Annotated in this window: 12 protein-coding genes; all 12 read left to right on the forward strand. The window is 77.1% G+C overall.

The features are described 5' to 3' along the window. Positions 1 to 400 precede the first annotated feature (400 nt). The 12 genes from dhbA to IEY75_RS15315 all read left to right on the forward strand — a co-directional run bounded on the left by dhbA (position 401) and on the right by IEY75_RS15315 (position 21,240). On the forward strand, positions 401 to 1,147 hold the full coding sequence (gene dhbA, locus IEY75_RS15260) for a 2,3-dihydro-2,3-dihydroxybenzoate dehydrogenase (RefSeq protein WP_189115027.1): 747 nt from the start codon (positions 401 to 403) through the stop codon (positions 1,145 to 1,147). A 122-nt stretch (positions 1,148 to 1,269) separates the two neighbouring features. Next, positions 1,270 to 2,502, forward strand: a complete 1,233-nt coding sequence (locus tag IEY75_RS15265) for an isochorismate synthase (protein ID WP_229789740.1) — start codon at positions 1,270 to 1,272, stop codon at positions 2,500 to 2,502. After that, positions 2,499 to 4,073: a (2,3-dihydroxybenzoyl)adenylate synthase gene (locus IEY75_RS15270; RefSeq protein WP_189115029.1), complete on the forward strand. Its 1,575-nt coding sequence runs from the start codon at positions 2,499 to 2,501 to the stop codon at positions 4,071 to 4,073. The genes IEY75_RS15265 and IEY75_RS15270 overlap by 4 nt, the downstream gene beginning before the upstream one ends. A 5-nt stretch (positions 4,074 to 4,078) precedes the next feature. After that, entirely contained in the window at positions 4,079 to 4,747 is a 669-nt protein-coding gene (locus tag IEY75_RS15275) for an isochorismatase family protein (RefSeq protein WP_189115030.1), read from the forward strand. Beyond that, positions 4,744 to 4,974 carry a phosphopantetheine-binding protein gene (locus IEY75_RS15280; RefSeq protein WP_189115031.1) on the forward strand — a complete coding sequence of 77 codons (231 nt, stop codon included), beginning with the start codon at positions 4,744 to 4,746 and terminating at the stop codon, positions 4,972 to 4,974. The genes IEY75_RS15275 and IEY75_RS15280 overlap by 4 nt, the downstream gene beginning before the upstream one ends. Then, on the forward strand, positions 4,971 to 5,825 hold the full coding sequence (locus tag IEY75_RS15285) for a siderophore-interacting protein (protein WP_189115032.1): 855 nt from the start codon (positions 4,971 to 4,973) through the stop codon (positions 5,823 to 5,825). Before IEY75_RS15280 ends, IEY75_RS15285 begins: the two co-directional genes overlap by 4 nt. Before the next feature lie 19 nt (positions 5,826 to 5,844). Continuing rightward, a complete protein-coding gene (locus tag IEY75_RS15290; protein ID WP_189115033.1) occupies positions 5,845 to 6,837 on the forward strand; it encodes an ABC transporter substrate-binding protein in 993 nt (330 codons plus the stop codon). Next, positions 6,834 to 7,808, forward strand: coding sequence for a FecCD family ABC transporter permease (locus IEY75_RS15295; protein WP_189115034.1), 975 nt, complete (start codon positions 6,834 to 6,836; stop codon positions 7,806 to 7,808). The genes IEY75_RS15290 and IEY75_RS15295 overlap by 4 nt, the downstream gene beginning before the upstream one ends. Beyond that, complete coding sequence (locus tag IEY75_RS15300; protein WP_189115035.1) at positions 7,805 to 8,848, forward strand: FecCD family ABC transporter permease; 1,044 nt, start codon at positions 7,805 to 7,807, stop codon at positions 8,846 to 8,848. The genes IEY75_RS15295 and IEY75_RS15300 overlap by 4 nt, the downstream gene beginning before the upstream one ends. Then, positions 8,845 to 18,750 carry a non-ribosomal peptide synthetase gene (locus IEY75_RS15305; protein ID WP_189115036.1) on the forward strand — a complete coding sequence of 3,302 codons (9,906 nt, stop codon included), beginning with the start codon at positions 8,845 to 8,847 and terminating at the stop codon, positions 18,748 to 18,750. Before IEY75_RS15300 ends, IEY75_RS15305 begins: the two co-directional genes overlap by 4 nt. Continuing rightward, positions 18,747 to 20,159, forward strand: a complete 1,413-nt coding sequence (locus IEY75_RS15310; RefSeq protein ID WP_189115037.1) for a DHA2 family efflux MFS transporter permease subunit — start codon at positions 18,747 to 18,749, stop codon at positions 20,157 to 20,159. Before IEY75_RS15305 ends, IEY75_RS15310 begins: the two co-directional genes overlap by 4 nt. Further along, on the forward strand, positions 20,152 to 21,240 hold the full coding sequence (locus tag IEY75_RS15315; protein WP_189115038.1) for a 3-deoxy-7-phosphoheptulonate synthase: 1,089 nt from the start codon (positions 20,152 to 20,154) through the stop codon (positions 21,238 to 21,240). The genes IEY75_RS15310 and IEY75_RS15315 overlap by 8 nt, the downstream gene beginning before the upstream one ends. Positions 21,241 to 21,243 lie beyond the last annotated feature (3 nt).

The raw sequence follows: 21,243 nt of genomic DNA on the forward strand, positions 1-21,243 counted from the left end.
GCGCCACTTCGACGCCGCCTCCGGTGCCATCCGCTGGGAGGCGCCGACCCCGCCGGGTACCCGCCAACTGCTGGTCCACGGACCGACCGCCTACACCGGTAGCGGCACCGGCGACATCCAGGCTGTCCGGGCGGGACGCCTTCACCTGGGCGGCCACACGTCGGCGGTGGGCGGCGGGTCGGGCAGGGTGAGTCCGCACCGCTGCGCGGCATGCTGGAGTCCCGCTTACCTCCGATTTGGTAAAGCAGCGATGACAGCCGTCTCCCACCCAGCCTCGCTGACGTGTCCGTCACTTCGTGGAACCTGCCGCGCGGCGCGCATGTGTCTCCACGCAGAGAGGTAGATCACTGTCTGCCCTTGCATCTGGCAGGTTCCGCGGCGTGGGGGGTACATGTGGCGCATGCTGAATTCCGGAACCGTCGCGCTGGTGACAGGCGCCGCGCGTGGGATCGGCGCGGCCGTCACCCGGGCATTCGTGGATGCCGGTGCGACTGTCGCGGCGTTGGATGTGGACGCGGTCGCCGCCACCGAACGCGTCCTGCCACTCGCCACCGACGTCAGCGACTCCGGGGCCGTGGAGCGCGCGGTGGCCGAGGCCGAGCAGCAACTCGGGCCGATCTCCGTCGGCGTCTCCGTCGCCGGAGTTCTCCGCCCCGGCACGGTATGTGACACCTCGGACGAGGACTGGGCAGCGACCTTCGCCGTGAACACGAGCGGCGTTTTCCACGTGCTACGCGAGTTGGGGCGCCGGATGGCTCGCCGGGGTGCGGGGTCGCTGGTGGTCGTCGGCTCCAACGCCGCCGGGGTGCCGCGGGCGAACATGGCCGCGTACGCGGCGTCCAAGGCCGCGACGACCATGCTCGCCCGCTGCCTCGGGCTGGAGCTGGCCGGCTCGGGCGTGCGATGCAACGTGGTCTCGCCGGGGTCGACGGACACGGAGATGCAGCATCGACTCTGGACCGACGACAACGGGCCGGAGCGGGTGATCGCGGGTGATCTTGCGAGTTTCCGGGTCGGAATTCCCCTCGGTCGGATCGCCGACCCGGCGGACGTGGCCGACGCGGTGCTCTTTCTGGCGTCGGACCGGGCACGGCACATCACCATGCAGAACCTGTACGTGGACGGTGGAGCCACCCTGCGTGCGTGACCACTGCACCGGAGCCGATGCGGCAATTTAACTTAGGTTAGGCTAACCTCTGCCTAGGCAGACCTGTCACGGGTGAGAGGGGAATCGTCGTGCCCACCACCGCTCCCGTGCGTCCTCGTCCGGTGCACACCGCAGCCGACCTGCTCGCCGCGTACCTACCCGGCTCCTACTACTTCTCCTCCCCGCGCGGGGTGCTGCTCGCCGACGGCGTCCACGCCCGCGTCGGCGGTACCGCGGGCGCCCGCGGCCGGGGCGCGGCCGCCGCGCTCGCCGCGGCCACCCGCGACGGCGTCGAGGAACCCGTCGCGGTCGGCGCCATCGGCTTCTGGCCCGACGCCGAGGCGACGCTGTTCCTGCCTTCGGTCGTCCGGCGCGCGGCCCCGCTGACCGGCAGGAAGCCCGCCCCCGCCGGGCTCGCGCCGCGCTGGTCCATCACGCACCGGCCGGCGCCCCGGATGTACGCCGACAGCGTGCGCCGCGCCCTCGACATCATCCACGCGGGCGGCCTGGACAAGGTCGTGCTCGCCCGCTGTCTGGAGCTGACCGCCGACGCCCCGGTCCGGGTGCCGCAGTTGCTCACCCGGCTCGTCCGCAACGATCCCGCCGCGTACGCGTTCGCACTCGACGTGAGCGCGCCCGGCGACGCGGCGCCGCGGACGCTGCTCGGGGCGAGCCCCGAACTGCTGGTCGCGCGGCGCGGCGACACGGTCGTAGCGAACCCGCTCGCCGGCTCGGTCCCCCGCGCGGCCGACGACGCCGACAACCAGTCCCGGATCCGTGACCTTCGGCGCTCGCCGAAGGACCGGGCCGAGCACGCCCACGTCGCCGCCCAGGTGGCCGCCGTCCTGCGCCGGCACTGCGTCGCACTGGACGTCCCCGAGCCCACCGTCGTCGGCACACCCACGATGTGGCACCTCTCCACCCGGATCACCGGCCGACTCGCCGACCCCGGCCACCCGGACTCCTCCGCGCTGGCCCTGGCCGAGGCGCTGCACCCCACCCCCGCGGTCTGCGGCGTCCCGGAGCAGCCCGCCCGGACGACGATCGCGGACCTGGAGCCCGAGGACCGCGGCTACTACTCGGGCCTGGTCGGCTGGGTCGACGCGCACGGCGACGGCGAGTGGGTCGTCACGATCCGCAGCGCCGAGGTGTACGGCCGGACCGTGCGCGCCTTCGCCGGGGCGGGCATCGTCGCCGGTTCGGACCCGGCGGCGGAGCTGGCCGAGACGAGCGCGAAGTTCCGCACCCTGCTGGGCGCCCTCGGCGTGGACGGCGGCCTGAGCGAGCCCGGCAGCGAATCCCGGGCCGGCGCGCCGGAGACGGGCACCGCCGGGCACGGCGAGGTGATCGCATGAGCACGACCTGGCCGACGGAGTTCGCGGCGCGGTACCGGGCCGCCGGGTACTGGCGCGGGCAGACCTTCGGCGCGCTGCTGACCGCGCTCGGCGCGGCGCACGCGGGTCGGACCGCCGTCGTCGGCGACGATGCCCGCTGGACGTATGCCGAGCTGGACGACCGCGCCCACCGCGTCGCTGCCGGGCTGCGCGACTGGGGCATCCGGCCCGGCGACCGGGTCGTGGTACAGCTTCCGAACGTCGCCGAGTTCGTGGCCGCGGTCTTCGGGCTGTGGCGGGCCGGCGCGCTGCCGGTGTTCGCGCTGCCGGCGCACCGCGAGACCGAGCTGCGGCACTTCGTCACGCAGTCCGGCGCGGCGGCGATCCTCACCGTCGGCGTGTACGAGCGGCACGACCACGCCGCCACCGCGCGGGCTGTCGCCGACCGCGTCCTCGCCGTGGACGGCGCCGAGTACGCCGACCTCGCCGCGACCGCACCGCGCGGGCTGCCCGACCCCGACCCGGCCGGCGTGGCGTTCCTGCAACTCTCCGGCGGCAGCACCGGCCTGCCGAAACTGATCCCGCGGACGCACGACGACTACCTGTACAGCGTGCGGGAGAGCGCCCGCATCTGCGGTCTGCGCCCGCAGAGCGTGTACCTGGCCGCGCTTCCGGTCGCGCACAACTACCCGCTCAGCTCGCCCGGCGTCCTGGGCGCGCTGCACGCCGGGGCGAAGGCCGTCCTCGCGCCGCGGCCCGACGCCGACACCGCGTTCCGGCTCATCGAGGCCGAGCGGGTCACCATCACCGGCGTCGTACCGCCGCTGGCCGCCGCGTGGGCCCAGGCCGCCGCCCGCACGCGGCGCGACCTGTCGTCGCTGGAGACGCTCCAGGTCGGCGGCGCCAAGTGCGGCCGCGAACTGGCCGAGCGGATCGGCCCGGCGCTGGGCTGCCAGCTCCAGCAGGTGTTCGGCATGGCCGAGGGGCTGGTCTGCTACACGCGCCTGGACGACCCGGCCGCGCTGGTGCTCGGCACGCAGGGCCGCCCGATCTCGCCCGACGACGAGATCCGGGTGACCGACCCCGACGACCCGGCGGTCGAGGTGGCGCCGGGCGAGGTGGGCGCGCTACTGACCCGCGGCCCGTACACGATCCGCGGGTACTGGGACCGCGACGCCGAGGCGTTCACGCCCGACGGCTTCTACCGCACCGGCGACCTGGTGCGGCGGCTGCCCAGCGGCCACCTGGAGGTGGTCGGGCGCGCCAAGGAGCAGATCAACCGCGGCGGCGAGAAGGTCGCGGCCGCCGAGGTCGAGAACCACCTGATGGCCCACCCGGATGTGCTCGACGCCGCCGTCGTGGGCGTGCCGGACGAGTACCTCGGCGAGCGCACCTGCGCCTACGTGGTGCCCGTGGCCGGGGCGGCGCCCAGCGGTGCCGACCTGCGCCGGTTCGTCCGCAGACGCGGGGTGGCCGCGTTCACGGTGCCGGACCTGGTGCGGGTCGTGCCGGAGTTCCCCGTCACCGGCGTCGGCAAGACCAGCAAGCGCGAGCTGCGGGCGGCGCTGACCGCCCATGCGACGAAGGGTTGACGCACGTGTCCCTGCCGAAGATCCCGCCGTACCCGCTGCCGACGCGCGCGGAGCTGCCCCGCGCGCGCGTCGGCTGGCGACCCGACCCCTCCCGGGCGGCGCTGCTGGTGCACGACGCGCAGCGGTACTTCCTCGCGCCGTACGCGGGCGACCCGATCCCGGCGGTGCTGCGCAACGCGGCGGCCCTGGCGGCGGCGGCGCGGCTGGCCGGCGTGCCGGTCCTCTACACCGCGCAGCCGGGCCGGCAGGCGCCGGGCGACCGCGGCCTGCTCACCGACATGTGGGGGCCGGGCATCGGCGCGGTCGTCGACGCCGATCCGGGTGCCGCGGACATCGTGGACGCGCTGGCGCCCGCGCCCGGCGACGCGGTGCTGCCGAAGTGGCGGTACAGCGCGTTCCAGCGCAGCGATCTGGCCGAGCGGCTGGCCGCCGCGGGGCGGGACCAGTTGCTGGTGACCGGCGTCTACGCGCACATCGGCATCCAGGCCACGGCGGTGGAGGCGTTCATGCGGGACGTGCAGCCGTTCCTGGTCGCCGACGCGATCGCCGACTTCTCGCGCGAGCGGCACGACGAGACGCTGGCGTACGTGGCGCGCACGTGCGGCGGGGTCGTCGTCGCGGCCGACGCGCTGGCGGCGCTGTCGGCCCCGGCCGTGGCGGAGGCGGGCGCGTGAGCACCCTGACGGCCGAGCGGCTGCGCGCCGACGTCGCCGCGGCGCTGGACTGCCCGCCCGCGGAGGTGGACGCCGAGGCCGACCTGCAGGACCTGGGGCTGGACTCGCTGCGCGTCATGGGCCTGGTGGAGAAGTGGCGGGGCGCCGGGGCGTCCGACCTGGAGTTCGCCGACTTGGCCGAGGACCCGCGCCTGGTCGCGTGGAACGCCCGGCTGGTCCGGTCGTGACGCGGACGGACGGGCGCGCGCGGCACCTCGACGCCATCGCCGAGGTGCGCGCGGGCGACACGCCGACCAAGGTCGGCTACCCGATCCGGGTGCGCCGCGCCGAGGTGCTGCGCACGGCCGCCGTCGGCGCCGGGCTGGTGCGGGTCACCCTCGGCGGCCCGGGTACCGCGGGCTTCGAGGCGCACGCGCCCGACGAGCACGTGAAGCTGCTGTTCCCCGACCCCGAGGACGGCGCGCTGCGGCTGCCGACCCAGGACGGGCTCATGCTGCGCTGGCCGCGGCCGTCGCCGACGTCGCGCGAGTACACGGTGCGCCGGTACGACCCGGGCAGCGGCGAGCTGGACATCGACGTCGCCGTGCACGGCGGCGGGCTCGGCGCCCGGTGGGCGCGCACTGTCCGCCCCGGCGCGCACGTGCACGTCGCCGGGCCTCCCGGCGGGCTGATCGTGCCGCACGTGTACGACCGCTACCTGCTGGCCGGCGACCTCACCGCCCTGCCCGCCATCGCGCGGTGGCTGGAGGAGCTGCCCCGCGCCGCGGCCGGGTGGGCGTTCATCGAGGTGGCCGGCCCCGCGCAGCGGATCGACCTGGCCGCGCCGCCGGGCGTCGCCGTGCGCTGGCTGCACCCGGTCGGGGACCTCGCCGACGCGGTCCGGGGCGTCGACATCCCCGCCGGACTCCGCACGTACGTGTGGGTTGCCGGCGAGGCCGGCGCGATCCGGCCGCTGCGCGCCTGGGTCCGCGACGACCTGCGCCTGCCCCGCACCGACTACGACATCACCGGCTACTGGAAGCGCGGCGTCGCCGACTTCGACGACGACCACGACCACGACCACGACCACGACCACTGATCGAACGGTAGGACCGCACATGCGCATCGCCAGAACCGCCCTCGCGACGGCCGCCGCGCTGACGCTCGGACTCACGGCCGGCTGCGCCGGCGGCAAGGCGGGCCCGGACGGCGCCGCCGCGGCGACCCGGGTGTTCGCCGCCGACAACGGCGACGTCACCATCCCCGCCGCGCCCAAGCGGGTCGTCGCCACGGGCTACGCCGTACCCGCGCTGCTGGAGGCGTCCGCGCCGCTGGTCGGCGTCTCGACGTGGAACCGCGGCATCCCGCTGATGGGCGAGGCGGACCGGGCGACGTACGAGAAGCTGCCAAAGGTGGCCGGCGAGCAGGCCGCCGAGACCAACTACGAGGCCGTCGCCCAGGCGGACCCGGACCTCATCGTCATCGGCGTACCGAAACCGGCGCTGGCCGACATCGACATGAAGCGGCTGGAGGCCATCGCTCCCGTCGTCGCCATCGGCCCGTCCGTACCGAAGGCGTGGCGCGAGCTGTCCCGCCGCCAGGCGGACGCCGCCGGCTCGCTCGCGGCGTTCGACGCCGTCCGCGCCGAGTACGACAAGAAGGCCGCCGCCGGCGCGCAGAAGTACGCCGCGGTGCTGCCGAAGCTGAGGCTCGCCCACCTGGGCGCGTACGGCGAGGTCGGCAAGGGCAACTTCCAGCGCGAGTTCAACGGCTCCTGGGGCACCAACGTCGCCCAGGACCTCGGTGCGAACTACTACGGCGAGGTGAAGGTCAGGGGCGGCGGCAGCAAGGACGTGAGCGAGTACCCGTCCGTCGAGGAGCTGTCGACGGCGTTCGCGCAGGCCGACGCCCTCACCTACTCCGTGGCCGCCGACGGCTCCCTTCCCGCCCCGGTGAAGTACGTCCTGGACTCCCGCCTGTGGAAGAACCTGCCCGCCGTCAAGGCCGGCAGGGTGTTCCCCCTGCGCTACACCGAGGCGGCGACGTACCGCTCCGCGCTGAGGACGCTGGACGCCGCGGACGCGGCGTTCGCGCCGCTGCTGACCAAGTGATCCTGCGCCGACGGTCGACCCGGACCGCCGCCCTGCTGGCAGCCCTCGCGCTGCTGGCCGGGGCGGCGGTCCTGAGCGTCGGCGTCGGCGCGCACACCATCGCCCCCGCCCAGGTGCTCCGGGCGGTGCTGTGGCCCGGCGACTCCGCCGACCACCTCGTGGTCCGCGACATCCGGCTGCCGCGCGCCGCCCTCGCCGTGGCCGTCGGCGCCGCCCTCGCCGTGGCCGGCGCGCTCGTCCAGGTGCTGACGCGCAATCCCCTCGCCGAGCCCGGCATCCTCGGCGTGACCGCCGGGGCGGGCTTCGCCGTGACACTCGGCGCGGCCGCCGGGGTGGCCGGCGGGGCGCCCCTGGAGCTGGGCGTCGCCGTGCTCGGCGCCGCGGCCGCCGCCGCGCTCGTCGGCTCCGTCGGCCACGGCTCCCCGCTGCGCCTGGTGCTGACCGGCGTGGCGCTCAGCTCCGTCCTGGCCGGCATCTCCCTGGGGCTGCGGCTGCTGCTGCCCGAGGTGTTCGACCGGTACCGGTTCTGGGCCGTCGGCTCGCTGGCCGGTCGGGAGCAGGCCGAGACGGCGCCCGCGCTGCTGGTCATCGGCGTCGGGGTCGGCTGCGCGCTGCTGCTGGGCCGACAGCTCAACGCCGTCAGCCTGGGCGAGGACACCGCCGCGGGGCTGGGCGTCCGCGTCGCCCCGGTGCGGGCGGCGGCGTTCCTGCTCGTGACGGTGCTCGCCGGGGCGGCCACGGCGCTCGCCGGGCCGATCCTGTTCGTGGGCCTCATCGTGCCGCACCTGGTGCGTCCGCTGGCGGGCGCGTCGGTGCCCTGGCTGACCGCGTTCGCCGCGGCGGTCGGGCCGGTCCTGCTGCTCCTGGCCGACGTCGGCTCCCGCCTGCTGCTGCCCACGGGCGAGCTGCCGGTGGCGATCGTGACCGCGCTGCTCGGCGGCCCGGTGCTGATCTGGGCGGTCCGGCGGTGACGGCGCTGGTACTGCGCCGCGGCGGGCTGTCGCTGCGGGTCCGGCGCCGCACGCTCGTACTGGCCGCCGCGCTGCTGCTCGCCGCCGCCGCCCTCGCCGTCGCCGGCCTCTGCTACGGCCCGACGTGGGCCGGCCCGGACCGGGTGTACGAGGCGCTGTCCGGCGCCCCCGGCGGGCCGCACGTCGTCATCCGGGAGTGGCGGCTGCCGCGGGTGCTCGCCGGGTTCGTCTTCGGCGCGGCGCTGGGCGCCGCCGGCGCGGTCTTCCAGAACCTCACCCGCAACCCCATGGGCAGCCCCGACGTCATCGGGCTCGACGCGGGCGCGTACACCGGGGCGCTGGTCGCGCTGACGGTGCTCGCCGGCACGCCCACCCAGCTCACCGCCGCCTCGGTCCTCGGCGGGCTCGCCGCCGCCGCGGTCGTGTACCTCCTGGCGCTGCGCGGCGGGGTCTCCGGGCTGCGGCTCGTCGTCATCGGCATCGCCGCCAACGCCACGCTGTCGGCCGTCAACTCGTGGATCGTCCTGCGCGCCGACCTGGACATCGCCATCGCCGCCGTCGGGTGGAGCGCCGGCTCCCTGAACGGCGTCGACTGGGCCGACCTCGGCGTGCCCTTCGCCGTGATCGCCGTGCTGCTCGCGCTGCTGGCCGCCCGGTCGCGCGCCGTCCTGCAGGCGTCGCTGGGCGACGACCTCGCCGTCGCCACGGGCATCCGGCTGGAGCGGCTGCGCCTGGAGCTGGTGCTCATCGGCGTCGGCTGTACCGCCACCGTCACCGCCGTCGCCGGACCCGTCGCGTTCATCGCGCTCGCCGCGCCGCAGATCGGCCGCCGGCTGGCCGCCGCGCCGGGTGTACCGCTGCTGCCGGCCGCCCTGGTCGGCGCCGTCCTCCTTCAGGGCGCGGACCTGGCCGCGCAGGCGCTGCTGGCGCCGGTGGCGCTGCCGGTCGGCGTCGTCACCACCGCCATCGGCGGCTGCTACCTCCTGTGGCTGCTGGCCCGGGAGGTCCGTCGCACCCCCGCATCGAGGAGCAGGCCATGACCACCCTTGCGCTGACCGGCGCGCAGCTCGGCATCTGGAACGCCCAGCGGCTGGAGCCCGAGTCGCCGTACTACCTCGTCGGCGACGTCGTGGAGGTGCGCGGCGACACCCCGGTGGACGCGGAACTGCTGGCCGACGCGATCCAGGCGACGGTGGGCGAGGCGGAGTGCCTGCGGCTGCGCGTCACCGAGACCGCCGACGGTCCGCGCCAGTCGGTCGCCGCCGGGCCGGCGCCCCGGCCCCGGGTCCTCGACCTGAGCGGCGAGGCGGACCCCGCGGCGGCCGCGCACGCGTTCACCGCGGCCGAGCGGCAGCGCCTCGCGCGGCAGTGCCGCGGCATGGTCGACCGGCCGCTGTTCGCGTACACGGTGCTGCGCCTGTCCGCGCGGGAGGTCTGGTTCACCCAGCTCGGGCACCACCTGGTCTTCGACGGCTACACGGCGGCGATGCTGGCGCGCCGCACCGCGGCCCACTACACGGCCCTGGTCACCGGCGCGACGGCGCCGGCCGCCACCTTCGGCGCGTTCGCCGACCTCGTCGCCGCCGACCGCGCGTACCGGGAGGGCCCCGACGCGGAGCGGGACCGCCGGTACTGGGTCCAGCGGTTCACGCCGCTGCCCGAACTGGGCGACGGCGCCGCGCCCGCCGGGCCGCCGTCCGGCACGCGGACCGCGCACGCGGTGCTGCCCCCCGAGGAGGTGGCGCAGCTCAAGGCCGCCGCCGACGCCACCGGCATCACCTGGGGCGAGGGCCTGATCGCCGCCTACGCCGCGCTGCTGCACCGCGTCCTGGGCGGCACCGAGGTCGTCTTCGCGGTACCGCTGATGTGCCGCACCGGCGCGGCGCTGCGCACGCCCGCGATGGCCGTCAACGTGCTGCCCGCGCGGCTGGCGGTGCGCGGCGGCGACGACCTGGCGTCGCTGGGCCGGCGGGTCGCCGGGGTGCTCCGGGAGATGCGGGCCCACCAGCGGTACCGGGGCGAGGACCTGCCCCGCGACCTGGCCGCGCCCGGCGCGGGCGCCCTGCTGCACGGGCGCGGCGTCAACCTCAAGGCGTTCGACCTGGCCATCGACTTCGCCGACGCGGTCGGCGTCATGCGCAACGTGGCCGGCGGGCCGCCCGAGGACATGGGCCTGGCGGTCCTGCCGACCCGTGCCGGGGGGCTGGCGCTGACGTTCGAGGTGGACGCCCGCACCCACGACCAGGCGGCGGTCGACGCGCGGCTGACCGCGCTGCGCAGGCTGCTCGCCGGCCTGGTGGCGGGGGTGCCGGTCGGGCGGGTGGAGCTGCTCGACTCCGCGGACCTGCTGCGGGAGTGGTCCCCCGCGCCGGTCGCCGGGGCGGCGCCGGACGTGTCGGACCTGGTGGACGCCCTGGACCCGGCCGCGGTCGCGCTGGTGTGCGGGGCCGACCGGCTGACCGGGGCGGAGCTGGCCGGGCGGGTGCACGGGCTGGCGCGGACGCTGCGCGAGCGCGGCGTCGGCCGCGACGACGTGGTCGCGCTGGCGCTGCCGCGCTCGGCCGACCTGGTCGTGGCGCTGCTCGCGGTCCTCGACGCGGGAGCGGCGTTCCTGCCGCTGGACGTGACCCAGCCGGCCGCCCGGCTGCGTCAGCTCGCGGCCGGCGCCCGGCTCACGATCGCCACGCCGTCGACCGCGGACGTGTCGCCGGTACCGGTACTCGCCGTGAGCGTCGCCGTCGGCCCGCCGCTGTCGGAGGTGGAGCGCCACCCCGACGACCTGGCGTACGTCATCCACACGTCGGGCTCGACGGGCGCGCCCAAGGGCGTCCTCGGGCGGCGCGGCGCGCTCGCGGAGCTGGTCCACGGGCACCGCCACGGCATGGTCGCCGACGCCGCCGCGGGGCGGCGGCTGCGCGTGGCGCACACCTACTCGTTCGCCTTCGACTCGGCGCTCGACCAGTTGCTGTGGCTGCTCTGCGGGCACGAACTGCACGTCTACGACGCCGAGACCGCCCGCGACCCGGGCGCCCTGCTGGCCGCCTACGCCCGGGACCGCATCGACGTCGTGGACACCACCCCGTCCATGGCGGGGCCGCTGGTCGACGGCGGGCTCCTGGACGGGCCGCACCGGCCCGCGCTGCTCGTGCTCGGCGGGGAGGCCACCCCACCGGCGCTGTGGGAGCGCGTGGCCGCCTCCGGCGTGGCCGCCCGCAACCTGTACGGGCCGACCGAGGCCACCGTGGACGGCACGGCCGCCGCGGTGTCCGGCGACGCGGTCACCATCGGCGGGCCGCTGCCCGGGACGCGGGCGTACGTCCTCGACGGCGCCCTGCGCCCCGCCCACGTCGGCGAGCTGTACCTGGCCGGGCCGCGGCTGGCGCGCGGCTACCGGGGGCTGCCCGGGGCGACCGCGGAGCGCTTCGTCGCCGACCCGTACGGCGCGCCCGGCGACCGGATGTACCGCACCGGCGACCTGGCCCGGTGGACGCCGCGCGGACTGGAGTACCGCGGCCGGCGGGACGGCCAGGTGAAGGTGCGCGGGTACCGCGTCGAGGTCGGCGAGGTCGAGGCGGCACTCGGCGCGCTGCCGGGGGTGGCCGCGGCGGCGGCCGCGGTGCGCGGCGGGCGGCTCGTCGGCTACGTGGTCGGCGGGGAACTCGACCCGGCCGGGGTGCGCGCCGCGCTCGCCGGCCGGGTGCCGGAGCACCTGGTGCCCGCCGCGGTCGTCGTCCTCGACGCGCTGCCGACCACGGCACACGGCAAGCTGGACCGCGCGGCGCTGCCGGCGCCCCGCGTGGACGGCGGCGGCCGCGCCCCGGCCACGGCGGCGCAGCGGCTGCTCTGCGCGACGGTCGGCGAGGTGCTCGGCGCCGCCGCCGTCGGCGTGGACGACGACTTCTTCGCCCTCGGCGGCGACAGCATCACCGCGATCAGCGTGACGAGCCGCCTGCGCGCCCACGGGCTGGAGCTGGCGCCCCGGGAGCTGCTGGCGCGGCGCAGCTTCGCGGACGTGGCCGCGGCGGCGCGGCGGCGCGACGAGGCACCGGCCGTACCCGACGAGCCGGTCGGCCCGGTGCCCGCGCCGCCGATCGTGCGCGCGCTCCTGGAGCCCAACGAGCCCCGCGCCGTCGCCGGCTACGCGCAGTGGACGGCGCTGCGGCTCGACGCGCGGCTCCCCCTGGCCGACCTCGACCGCGGGCTGCGCGCCCTGCTGGAGCACCACGACGCGCTGCGCCTGCGGGCCTCGCCGGCCGGCGTCGACATCCGGCCGCGGGGGTCGGTGCTGCCGGACGCACGCGAGCTGCGCGACGCAGCCGACCGGTCGCCCGCCGGGCTCGCCGCCGTCGCGGAGCGGCTGGCGGCCACCCTCGACCCCGCCGCCGGCGAGCTGCTGCGCGCCGCCCTCGTCCGCGCCCCGGCCGGCGAACCCGACCGGCTCGTCCTCGTCATCCACCACCTCGCCGTGGACGGGGTGTCCTGGCGGGTGCTGCTGGCCGACCTGCGCGCCGCCTGCGCCGGGGAGCCGCTGGCGCCCGTGGGCACCTCGTGGCGGCGGCACGCGATCCTGCTGGCCGAGCGCGGCGAGTCCGGCGCGCACCGCGGCGAGCTGGCCCACTGGCGCGACGCGCTCGACGGCGACCGCATCGCGGCCCGCCCGCTGGACCCGGCCGCCGACACGGTCGCCACCGCCGCGGTGACCCGGACGCTGGCCACCCCGCAGCAGACCGCCGCCGTGCTGACCGCGCTGCCCGCGGCGTACCGGGCCGGCGTCGACGAGATCCTGCTCGCCGCGCTGACGCTCGCACTGCGGCGGTGGAAGCCGCTGGACAGCGTCTCGGTGACGATGGAGGGCCACGGCCGCGACCGCTCCGAGGTGGACCTGGCCCGGACCGTCGGGTGGTTCACCAGCGAGCACCCGGTGCGCGTACCGACCGCCGGCGACGTCGGGCGACTGCTGCGCGCGGCGAAGGAGGCCGCGCGGGCCCTGCCCGGCGTCGGCTACGGCGTGCTGCGCCACCTCGACCCCACCACGCGCGAGGAGCTGTCCGCCACGCCGCCGCCGGACGTGCTGCTGAACTACCTGGGGCGCTTCGCCCCGCTGCCCGACGCCGGGTGGCACCTTCCCGAGGGCGACCCGTTCGCCGTCGTCGAACCGCCGGCCAAGGCGCTGGAGCAGTTGCTGGCGCTGAACTGCTTCGTGGCCGGCGACCGGCTCGCCGTCGAGTGGACCGCCGCGTCGACCGTCCTCCCGGCGGCGGAGGTCGCCCGGCTCCAGCGGGCGTGGGCCGAAACGCTGGAGGCACTGGCCGGGCACGTCGGCGGCGGACTCACCCCCTCGGACCTGCCACTGGTCGACCTCGACCAGGCCGCGATCGACGCCGTCGAGGCCGACGGGCCGGTCACCGACATCCTGCCGGCCACCCCGCTACAGGTCGGCCTGACGTACCACACGCTCCTGGGCGGCGCCGCCGACGAGCGCGCCGAACCCCCCTGCGCGGAGGGCGACCGAGCCGAGACACCGACCGCCGACGTGTACGTCGTGCAGGCCGTGGCCCGGCTGAGCGGGCCGGTCGACACCGCCCGGATGCGGGACGCGGCAGCGGAACTGCTGCGCCGGCACCCGGCGCTGCGCGCCCACCTGCACCTGACCGCGGCCGGCGACGTCGTCCAGGTCCTGCCGGCCGACGTGCGCCTGGAGTGGCGGCACATCGACGGCGGGCTCGACGCCGCGCTGCGCGAGGAGCTGGACCGGCCGTTCTCGCCCACCCGGCCGCCGCTGATCCGGTTCCTGCTCGCGGCGCTGGCCCCCGACGACCACCGGCTCGCCATCACCATCCACCACGCGCTGCTCGACGGCTGGTCCATGCCGCTGGTCGGCCGCGCGCTGCTGGCCACGTACGCCGAGCTGGGCGGCGGGCCGCCCGCGCCGGTGGCACCGTCGCCGACCGCGTACCACCGCTGGCTCGCCGGCCGGGACCGCGGCGCGGCGCTCGCGGCGTGGGAGAGGGCACTCGCCGGCGCCGAGGGCACCCGCCTCGCGCCGACGACGGCGCGGGCGACGGTCGGCCGGCCCGCACGCGTGGCGGTGGACCTCGGGCCGGAGTTCAGCGCGGAGCTGCGCCGCTTCGCCCGCGAGCGCGGCGTCACTCTCGCCACGGTCCTCAACACGGCGTGGGGCATCCTGCTCGGCCGGCTCACCGGCCGCCGCGATGTCGTGTTCGGCTGCCCGGTCTCGGGCCGGCCGGCGGAGGTGCCGGGCGTCGAGGCGACCATCGGTCAGCTCGGCAGCGCGATCCCGGTGCGGGTCGCCGCCGCGCCGGCCGAGCCGGTCGCCGCGCTGCTGGACCGCGTACAGGCCGAGGCCACCGCGCTCGCCGAGCACCACCACCTGGGGCTGCCCGACATCCAGCGGGCGGCCGGCGCGGGCGAGTTGTTCGACACGATGCTCGTGGTCGAGAACTTCCCGCTGTCGGACCGCACCCGCGTCGAGGTCGGACCGGGGCTCGCGCTGACGGGCGTCGACATCACCGACGCCACGCACTACCCACTGACCGTTATCGTCATCCCCGGCGACGACATCAGGATCGGCCTCGGCTACCAGCCCGAGGCGTTCGGCGCGGACACCGCCGCGGCGTACGGCCGCGGCCTGCGCCACCTCCTGCGCCAGATCGTCGCCGGCCCGGACACTCCCGTCGCCCGCCTCGCGGTGCTCGACGCCGCCGAGCGCGACCAGGTCCTGGGCCTGGGAGTGGGACCGGAGCCGCGCCGGCCCGTCGGCGGCGTGCTGGCGGAGTTCGCCGCCTGGGTCCGCCGCACCCCGGATGCCGAGGCCGTCGTCTGCCGCGACCGCACGCTGACCTACGCCGAGCTGGACCGCCGCGCCAACCGGCTCACCCACGCGCTGCTGGCCCGCGGCGTGCGCGCCCAGGACCGCGTCGCGGTGCTGCTCGGCCGGGACGTGGAGATGCCCGTCGCGCTGCTGGGCGTGCTGAAGGCCGGCGCGGTCTACGTGCCGATGGACCCGGCCTACCCGCGGGAGCGGCTGGCCTACATGCTGGCCGACGCCGCGCCGACCGCCGCCGTCGCCACCGACGGCGGCCACGCCGACCTGCCCGCGGTGGACCCGACGGCGCCGGGTGGCCCGCGCGGGTGGGACGCCGACCCGGTGCACGCCCGCCGGGGCCTCACCCCGGACGCGCTCGCGTACGTCATCTACACCTCCGGCACCACCGGCCGGCCCAAGGGCGTCGGGGTGCCGCTGCGCGGCGTGCCGAGCCTGGTGTCGCTGCAGGAGGACGTCGTCGGCATCGGCACCGGCGAGCGGTACCTGCACTTCGCCTCCACCAGCTTCGACGTGGCGGTGTGGCAGACGCTGCTGCCGCTGCTGTCGGGCGGCGCCTCGGTCATCGCCCCGGACGAGGTGCGGCTGCCCGGCGACGAGCTGCTCGACTACGCGGCCGCCCAGCGGGTCACCGGCATGAACCTGCTGCCCTCGTTCCTGGCCGCGATGCCCGACGACGCCGCCGTGGACCCGGGCGTGTTCTTCGTCGTCGGGGCCGAGCGGCTCGACCCGGCGCTGGCGGCCCGCTGGGGCCGCGGGCGCAGGGCGCTGTTCAACGCGTACGGCCCGACCGAGGTCACCGTGAACTCGGTGACCTGGCGGTACGACCGGGACGATGCCGGCCCGCTGCCGATCGGCCGCCCCGACCCGCTGGTGCGCGCGTACGTGCTCGACGGCGGCCTGCTGCCGGTCGGCGTCGGGGCGGTGGGCGAGCTGTACCTGGCGGGCCCGAAGCTCGCCCGCGGCTACCTCAACCGGCCGGGGCTGACCGCCGGGCGGTTCGTCGCCGACCCGTTCGGCCCGCCCGGCGAGCGCATGTACCGCACCGGCGACCTGGCGCGCTGGCGCCCGGACGGGCAGCTCGTGTTCCTCGGCCGCACCGACGCGCAGGTGAAGCTGCGCGGCTTCCGCATCGAGCTGCCCGAGATCGAGACCGTGCTCTCGGCGCACCCGGACGTGCGCGGCTGCGCGGTCGTCGTCCGCGGGGACCGCCTCGTCGCGTACGTCATCGGCGACGCCGACGCCGCGGCGCTGACCGGCCACCTCGCCGCCCAGTTGCCCGAGCACATGGTGCCGTCGGCCGTGGTGTTCCTGGACCGGCTTCCGCTGACCCCCGCCGGGAAGCTCGACCAGGCCGCCCTGCCGGCGCCGGAGCGGGCGCGCGGCGGACCCGCCCGCGAGCCGGCCACCCCCGCGGAGGCGACGCTGCTGCGGGTCCTGCGCGAGGTGCTCGGCCGGGACGTGACCGTGGACGACGCCTTCCTCGACGTCGGCGGCGACAGCATCGCGTCGCTGCGGGTGGTGTCCCGCGCGCGGCGCGCGGGCCTGGCCCTGACGGCGCGGGACGTCTTCGAGGGGCGCACGGTGGCGGGGATCGCCGCCCGCTGCGGTACCCCGGCGCAGCCGGCGGCCGACGCCCCCGCGGTGGGCGACGCCCCGCTCACCCCGGTCATGCGCGACCTGTTGCGCCGCGCGGGGAGTGCGGCCGACCGCTTCTGCCAGTGGGTGGAGGTCTGCGTACCGGCGGGCGGCGAGGCCCGGCGGTGGCGCACCACCCTGGACGCGGTGCTGGCCCGGCACGACGTGCTGCGGGCGCACCTGGCCGGCGGCGCGCTGCGCATTCCCGCGCCCGGCACCGTCACCGGCGCGGACGTGCTCGTGCACGTGCGCACCGCCGACGGCGACGTGCGGGCGCGCGTCGACGCGGCGGTCGAGGCGGCGCGGGCGGCGATGAACCTGCGCACGCCGCCGCTGCTGCGCGCCATCTGGTGCGACCCGGGTGCCGGGCGCCCGGGCCGGCTCGTACTCGTCGCCCACCACGCCCTCGTGGACGCCGTCTCGTGGCGGGTGCTGCTCGACGACCTCGCCCACGCGTACGGGGGCGGGGAGCTGACCCGGCACGGGCAGTCGTTCCTGGGGTGGGCGCGGTCGCTGCGCGCGGCGCGGGACGGCCGGGCGGGGGAGCTGCCGTTCTGGGCGCGGGTGACCGCGGGGCCGCCCGCGCTGGGCGCCGCGCTCGACCCTGCCCGCGACACGGCCGGCACCGCGCGGCACCACCACCTGTGGCTCGACGCGGCGACGACCGGGACCCTGCTGACCGCGCTGCCGGCGGCGTACCGCTGCACGCCGGACGCCGTCCTGCTGACCGCGCTGGCGCGGGCCGTGGCCGCCTGGCGCGGCACCGCGCCCGACCTGCTGGTCGCGCTGGAGAGCCACGGCCGCCCGCCGCGGGCGCCGGACGGCTCGGGGCCAGTGGACCTGTCGGCGACCGTCGGCTGGTTCACGGCCGTGCACCCGGCCCGGATCGCGCCCCCGGCCGGCCCGGCCGCGGTCGCCGCCGTACGGGACCACCTCGCCGCGGCCGGTGACGGCCTGGGCCACGGCATCCTGGACGCCGACGGCCGCCGGCCGGAGGTGAGCTGGAACTACCTGGGCCGCTTCCCCGCCCCGCCCGCGGCGGAGACGCCGTGGCAGCCGGCGCCCGACGCCGACCCGCTCGGCTCCGGTGGCGGCGCCGACCTGCCGCTGCCGTACCCGCTGATGATCGACGCGCTGGTCCGCGACGACACCCTGGGCGTGCGGTTCACGTGGCCGGAAGCGCTGTTCGGCGCGGCGGACGTCGCCGCCCTGGCCGGGCACTTCGCGGACGCCGCCCGCGCGCTCTGCGCGCCGGCCGGGGTCCTGCCGCTCACGCCGCTGCAGGAGGTGCTGCTCCGACACCCCGAGCCGTACACCGTGCAGGCGGCCTTCCACCTCGACGGCCCGCTGGATCTCGCCGCGCTCCGCGCCGCCGCCGGGCAACTGGTGCGCCGGCACCCGCACCTGGGCGCGGTGTTCCCGCCCGGACACGCCGTCCAGGTCGTACCCCCGGCGCCGCGCGTGGACGTCCGGGAGGCCGACTCGCTGGACGACGAACTGGCCGAGCCGTTCGACCTGGCGACCGGACCGCTGCTGCGGGTCGCGGCGCTGCGCCGCGGCCCGCACGCGTGGACGCTCGCGCTGACGAGCCACCACCTGCTCTCGGACGGCTGGTCGGCGCCGCGGATCCTGGCGGAGCTGTTCGCCGGGTACGCCGGCACGCCCCTGCCCGCACCGGTGCCGCTGTCCCGGTACACCGACTGGCTCGCCGGCCGGGACCGCGCCGCGGACATCGCGGCCTGGCGGGACGCGCTGGCGGACCTGCCGGAGGGCGACGCCCTCACCCGCGGCCGGGACCACCGGGTCGCCGCCGCCGCGCCGGTCCTGTTCACCGTGCCGGCGCCGCGCGTCGCCGCGCTGACGGCCGCCGCCGCGCGGCGCGGCCTGACCCCGAACACCCTGCTGCAGGGCGCGTGGGCGGCGGTGCTGGCCGCCCGGTCGGGGCGCCCGGAGGCCTGCTTCGGCGTCATGGTCTCGGCGCGCGACGCCGACGTGGACGGCATCGAGGAGATCATCGGGCTGCTGGCGAACACCGTGCCGGCCCGCGCCCGCTTCACCGGGACCGTCGGCGACGCGCTCGCCGACCTCCAGGCCCGGCAGCAGGCGCTGGCCGGACACTCCGCCGTCGGGCTGGGCGAGCTGACCGAGCTGACCGGGCGGCGGCGCCTGTTCGACAGCATGGTCGTGTTCGAGAACTACCCGGTCGACCCGGCCAGGCTGCGCGAGCCGGCGCCCGGCCTGACGGTCACCGGGGCGCGGTTCCGCGAGCGGACCCACCACCCCGTCACCGTCACCGTCGTACCCGGGGACGGCGGCTGGTCCGGCGTCCTGGCGTACCAGGCGGGCATGTTCACCGCCGGGGAGGCGGCCGCGCTGGCGGACGCGTTGCAGAGTGCGCTGGCCGCGCTGCCGGGCCGGCTCGACGAGGACGCGGCCGCGTTCGTGGCGGGGCTGCGGTGAGCGCCGCCCCGGAACGGGTCGGCGCCGACCTGTGGCGCGTCGCCGGGATCCTGGTGCTCGGTACGTTCATGGCCACACTGGACGCCACGATCGTCGCCGTCGGGGTGGACACGCTCGCCGACGCGTTCGGCGCCCGGGTGGCCGACATCCACTGGGTCAGCACGGCGTACCTGCTCGCCGTCGTCGCGGCCGTCCCCGCCTCTGGCTGGCTCGCCGAGCGGTACGGCGGAAAGCGCGTCTGGATCGGCGCCGTCGTCGGGTTCGTGGCCGCCTCGGCGCTGTGCGCGGCCGCGTGGTCGCTGGCGAGCCTGGTCGCGTTCCGCGTCCTCCAGGGCCTGGCGGGCGGGCTGCTGCCCCCCACCGGTCAGGCGCTGCTGGCCCGGGCGGCCGGGCCGAAGATCGGCCGCCTCATCAGCGTCGTCGGCGTCGTACCGCTGCTCTCCCCCGTCCTCGGGCCGCTGCTGGGCGGCGCGATCCTCGGCGTCGCCGACTGGCCGTGGCTGTTCCTCGTGAACCTGCCGATCGGCATCACCGCGGTACTACTGGCGAGCCGGCACGTGCCGGCCGTCGCGCCGGCGCCGTCGCGGCCTCCCTTCGACATGGTCGGTGCATTACTACTCGCACCGGGCCTGGCCACCTTCGTGTACGGGCTGTCGGGCCCGCGACCCGCGCTGGCGCTGGGCACCGCGATGCTCGCCGCATACGTCGGGCACGCCCTGCGATCCGGCCGGGCAGGACAGCGCCGGTCCCGGCCCGTGCCGCCCCTGGTCGACCTGCGGCTGTTCGCGCGGCCACCGTTCGGCGCGGCAGCTCTGGCGCTGCTGATGCTCGGCGCCTCGGTGTTCGGCACGATGTTCCTGCTGCCGCTGTACCTGCAGGACGGTGCCGGCCTCTCCCCGTGGGAGGCGGGCCTGCTGCTGGCCCCGCAGGGCGCCGGGGCCGTCGCCGGGTCGCTGCTCGTACAGCGGCTCGTGGACCGCACCCCGCCCCGCACGCTGGTCCTTGCCGGAATCACCCTGGTCGCCGCCGGCACCGCGCCGTTCACCCAGCTCGCCGCCGCACTACCGGACAGCGTCGTCGCCGCCGCGCTCGTCGCGCGCGGCTTCGGCGCCGCACTCATCAGCGCCCCGATCATGGCGCTGGTGTACCGGCGAGTCAGCCGGCCAGACATCCCCCACGCCGCCGGCGCGCTGAACCTTCTGAACACACTCGGCGGCTCCCTCGGCACCGCGGCCCTGGCCGTCGCGCTGCAGCACCGGCTGACCGCACGCGGCCCCGGCGCCATCGCGGCCGCCTTCGCCGATGCCTTCTGGTGCGTGCTGGCACTAGCCGTCGTCGCCGCAGTGGCGGCCGCCTGGCTGCCGCGCCGCCTCACCGCCCCTGACGAGAGGACCACCACCGATGTCTGACCCCCTACCGACGCCGGCCGCGATAGCCGCGGCCCTCCCGCCGGCGCCGCGCTCGGTGACCCGGGGCCGCGCCGCCGTCCGGGCAGTCCTCGACGGGCACGACCCGCGCCTGCTGACGATCGTCGGACCGTGCTCGGTGCACGACACCGACGCCGCGCTGGAGTACGCCGGCCGGCTCGCGGCCGCCGCCCGCCGCTACGGCGACGACCTGGTCGTGGTGCTCCGCGCGTACCTGGAGAAGCCGCGCACCGTCTCGGGCTGGACCGGGCTGCTGCCCGACCCGACCCTCGACGGCCGCGGCGACGTGGCCACGGGCGTACGACGCGGCCGGGAGTTCCTCGTCGCCGCGGCCGCCACCGGACTACCCCTGGCGTACGAGTTCGTGGACCCGCTACTCGCGCCTTACGTCGCCGACACCGTGAGCTGGGCTGCGATCGGCGCCCGCACGGTCGCCAGCCAGCCGCACCGGCACCTGGCCTCCGGCCTCCCCATGCCGGTCGGCATGAAGAACTGCGTCTCCGGCCGCCTCGACACCGCGATCGACGCGGTCCGGGCCGCGAGCCTGACCCACGTACTGCCCGTGGTCGGGCCCGACGGACGACTGACGCGGGTCCGCAGCATCGGCAACCCCCACGCCCATCTGGTGCTGCGCGGCGGCCCGACACCCAACTACGGCGCCGCGGCCGTCGCCGACGCCCTAACGCGGCTGACCGGGGCCGGCCTGCCACCCCGCCTCGTCGTGGACGCCTCGCACGGCAACAGCGGCAAGGACCACCTGCGGCAGCCAGCCGTCGTCACCGACCTCGCCGCACAGGTCGCCGCCGGCAACACCGCGCTCGCCGGCGTCATGATCGAGTCGTACCTCACCGACGGCCGGCAAGCCCCCGCGGCCCGCCCCCTGCGCCCCGATGTGAGCGTCACCGACGCATGCCTCGACTGGAACGCCACTGAACGACTACTGCAGACACTCGCCCGGGCCGCCGGCGCTCGCCGCGGCCGTATGACTCCAGTGACGGCATCAACGGTCACGGCACCCTCCCGCCTCCTGGCCGACGCGACCCGGTACGAGGCGGGTCCGTAGAGC

The sequence above is a fragment of the Pilimelia terevasa genome, assembly GCF_014647915.1.
Lineage (GTDB): Bacteria > Actinomycetota > Actinomycetes > Mycobacteriales > Micromonosporaceae > Pilimelia > Pilimelia terevasa.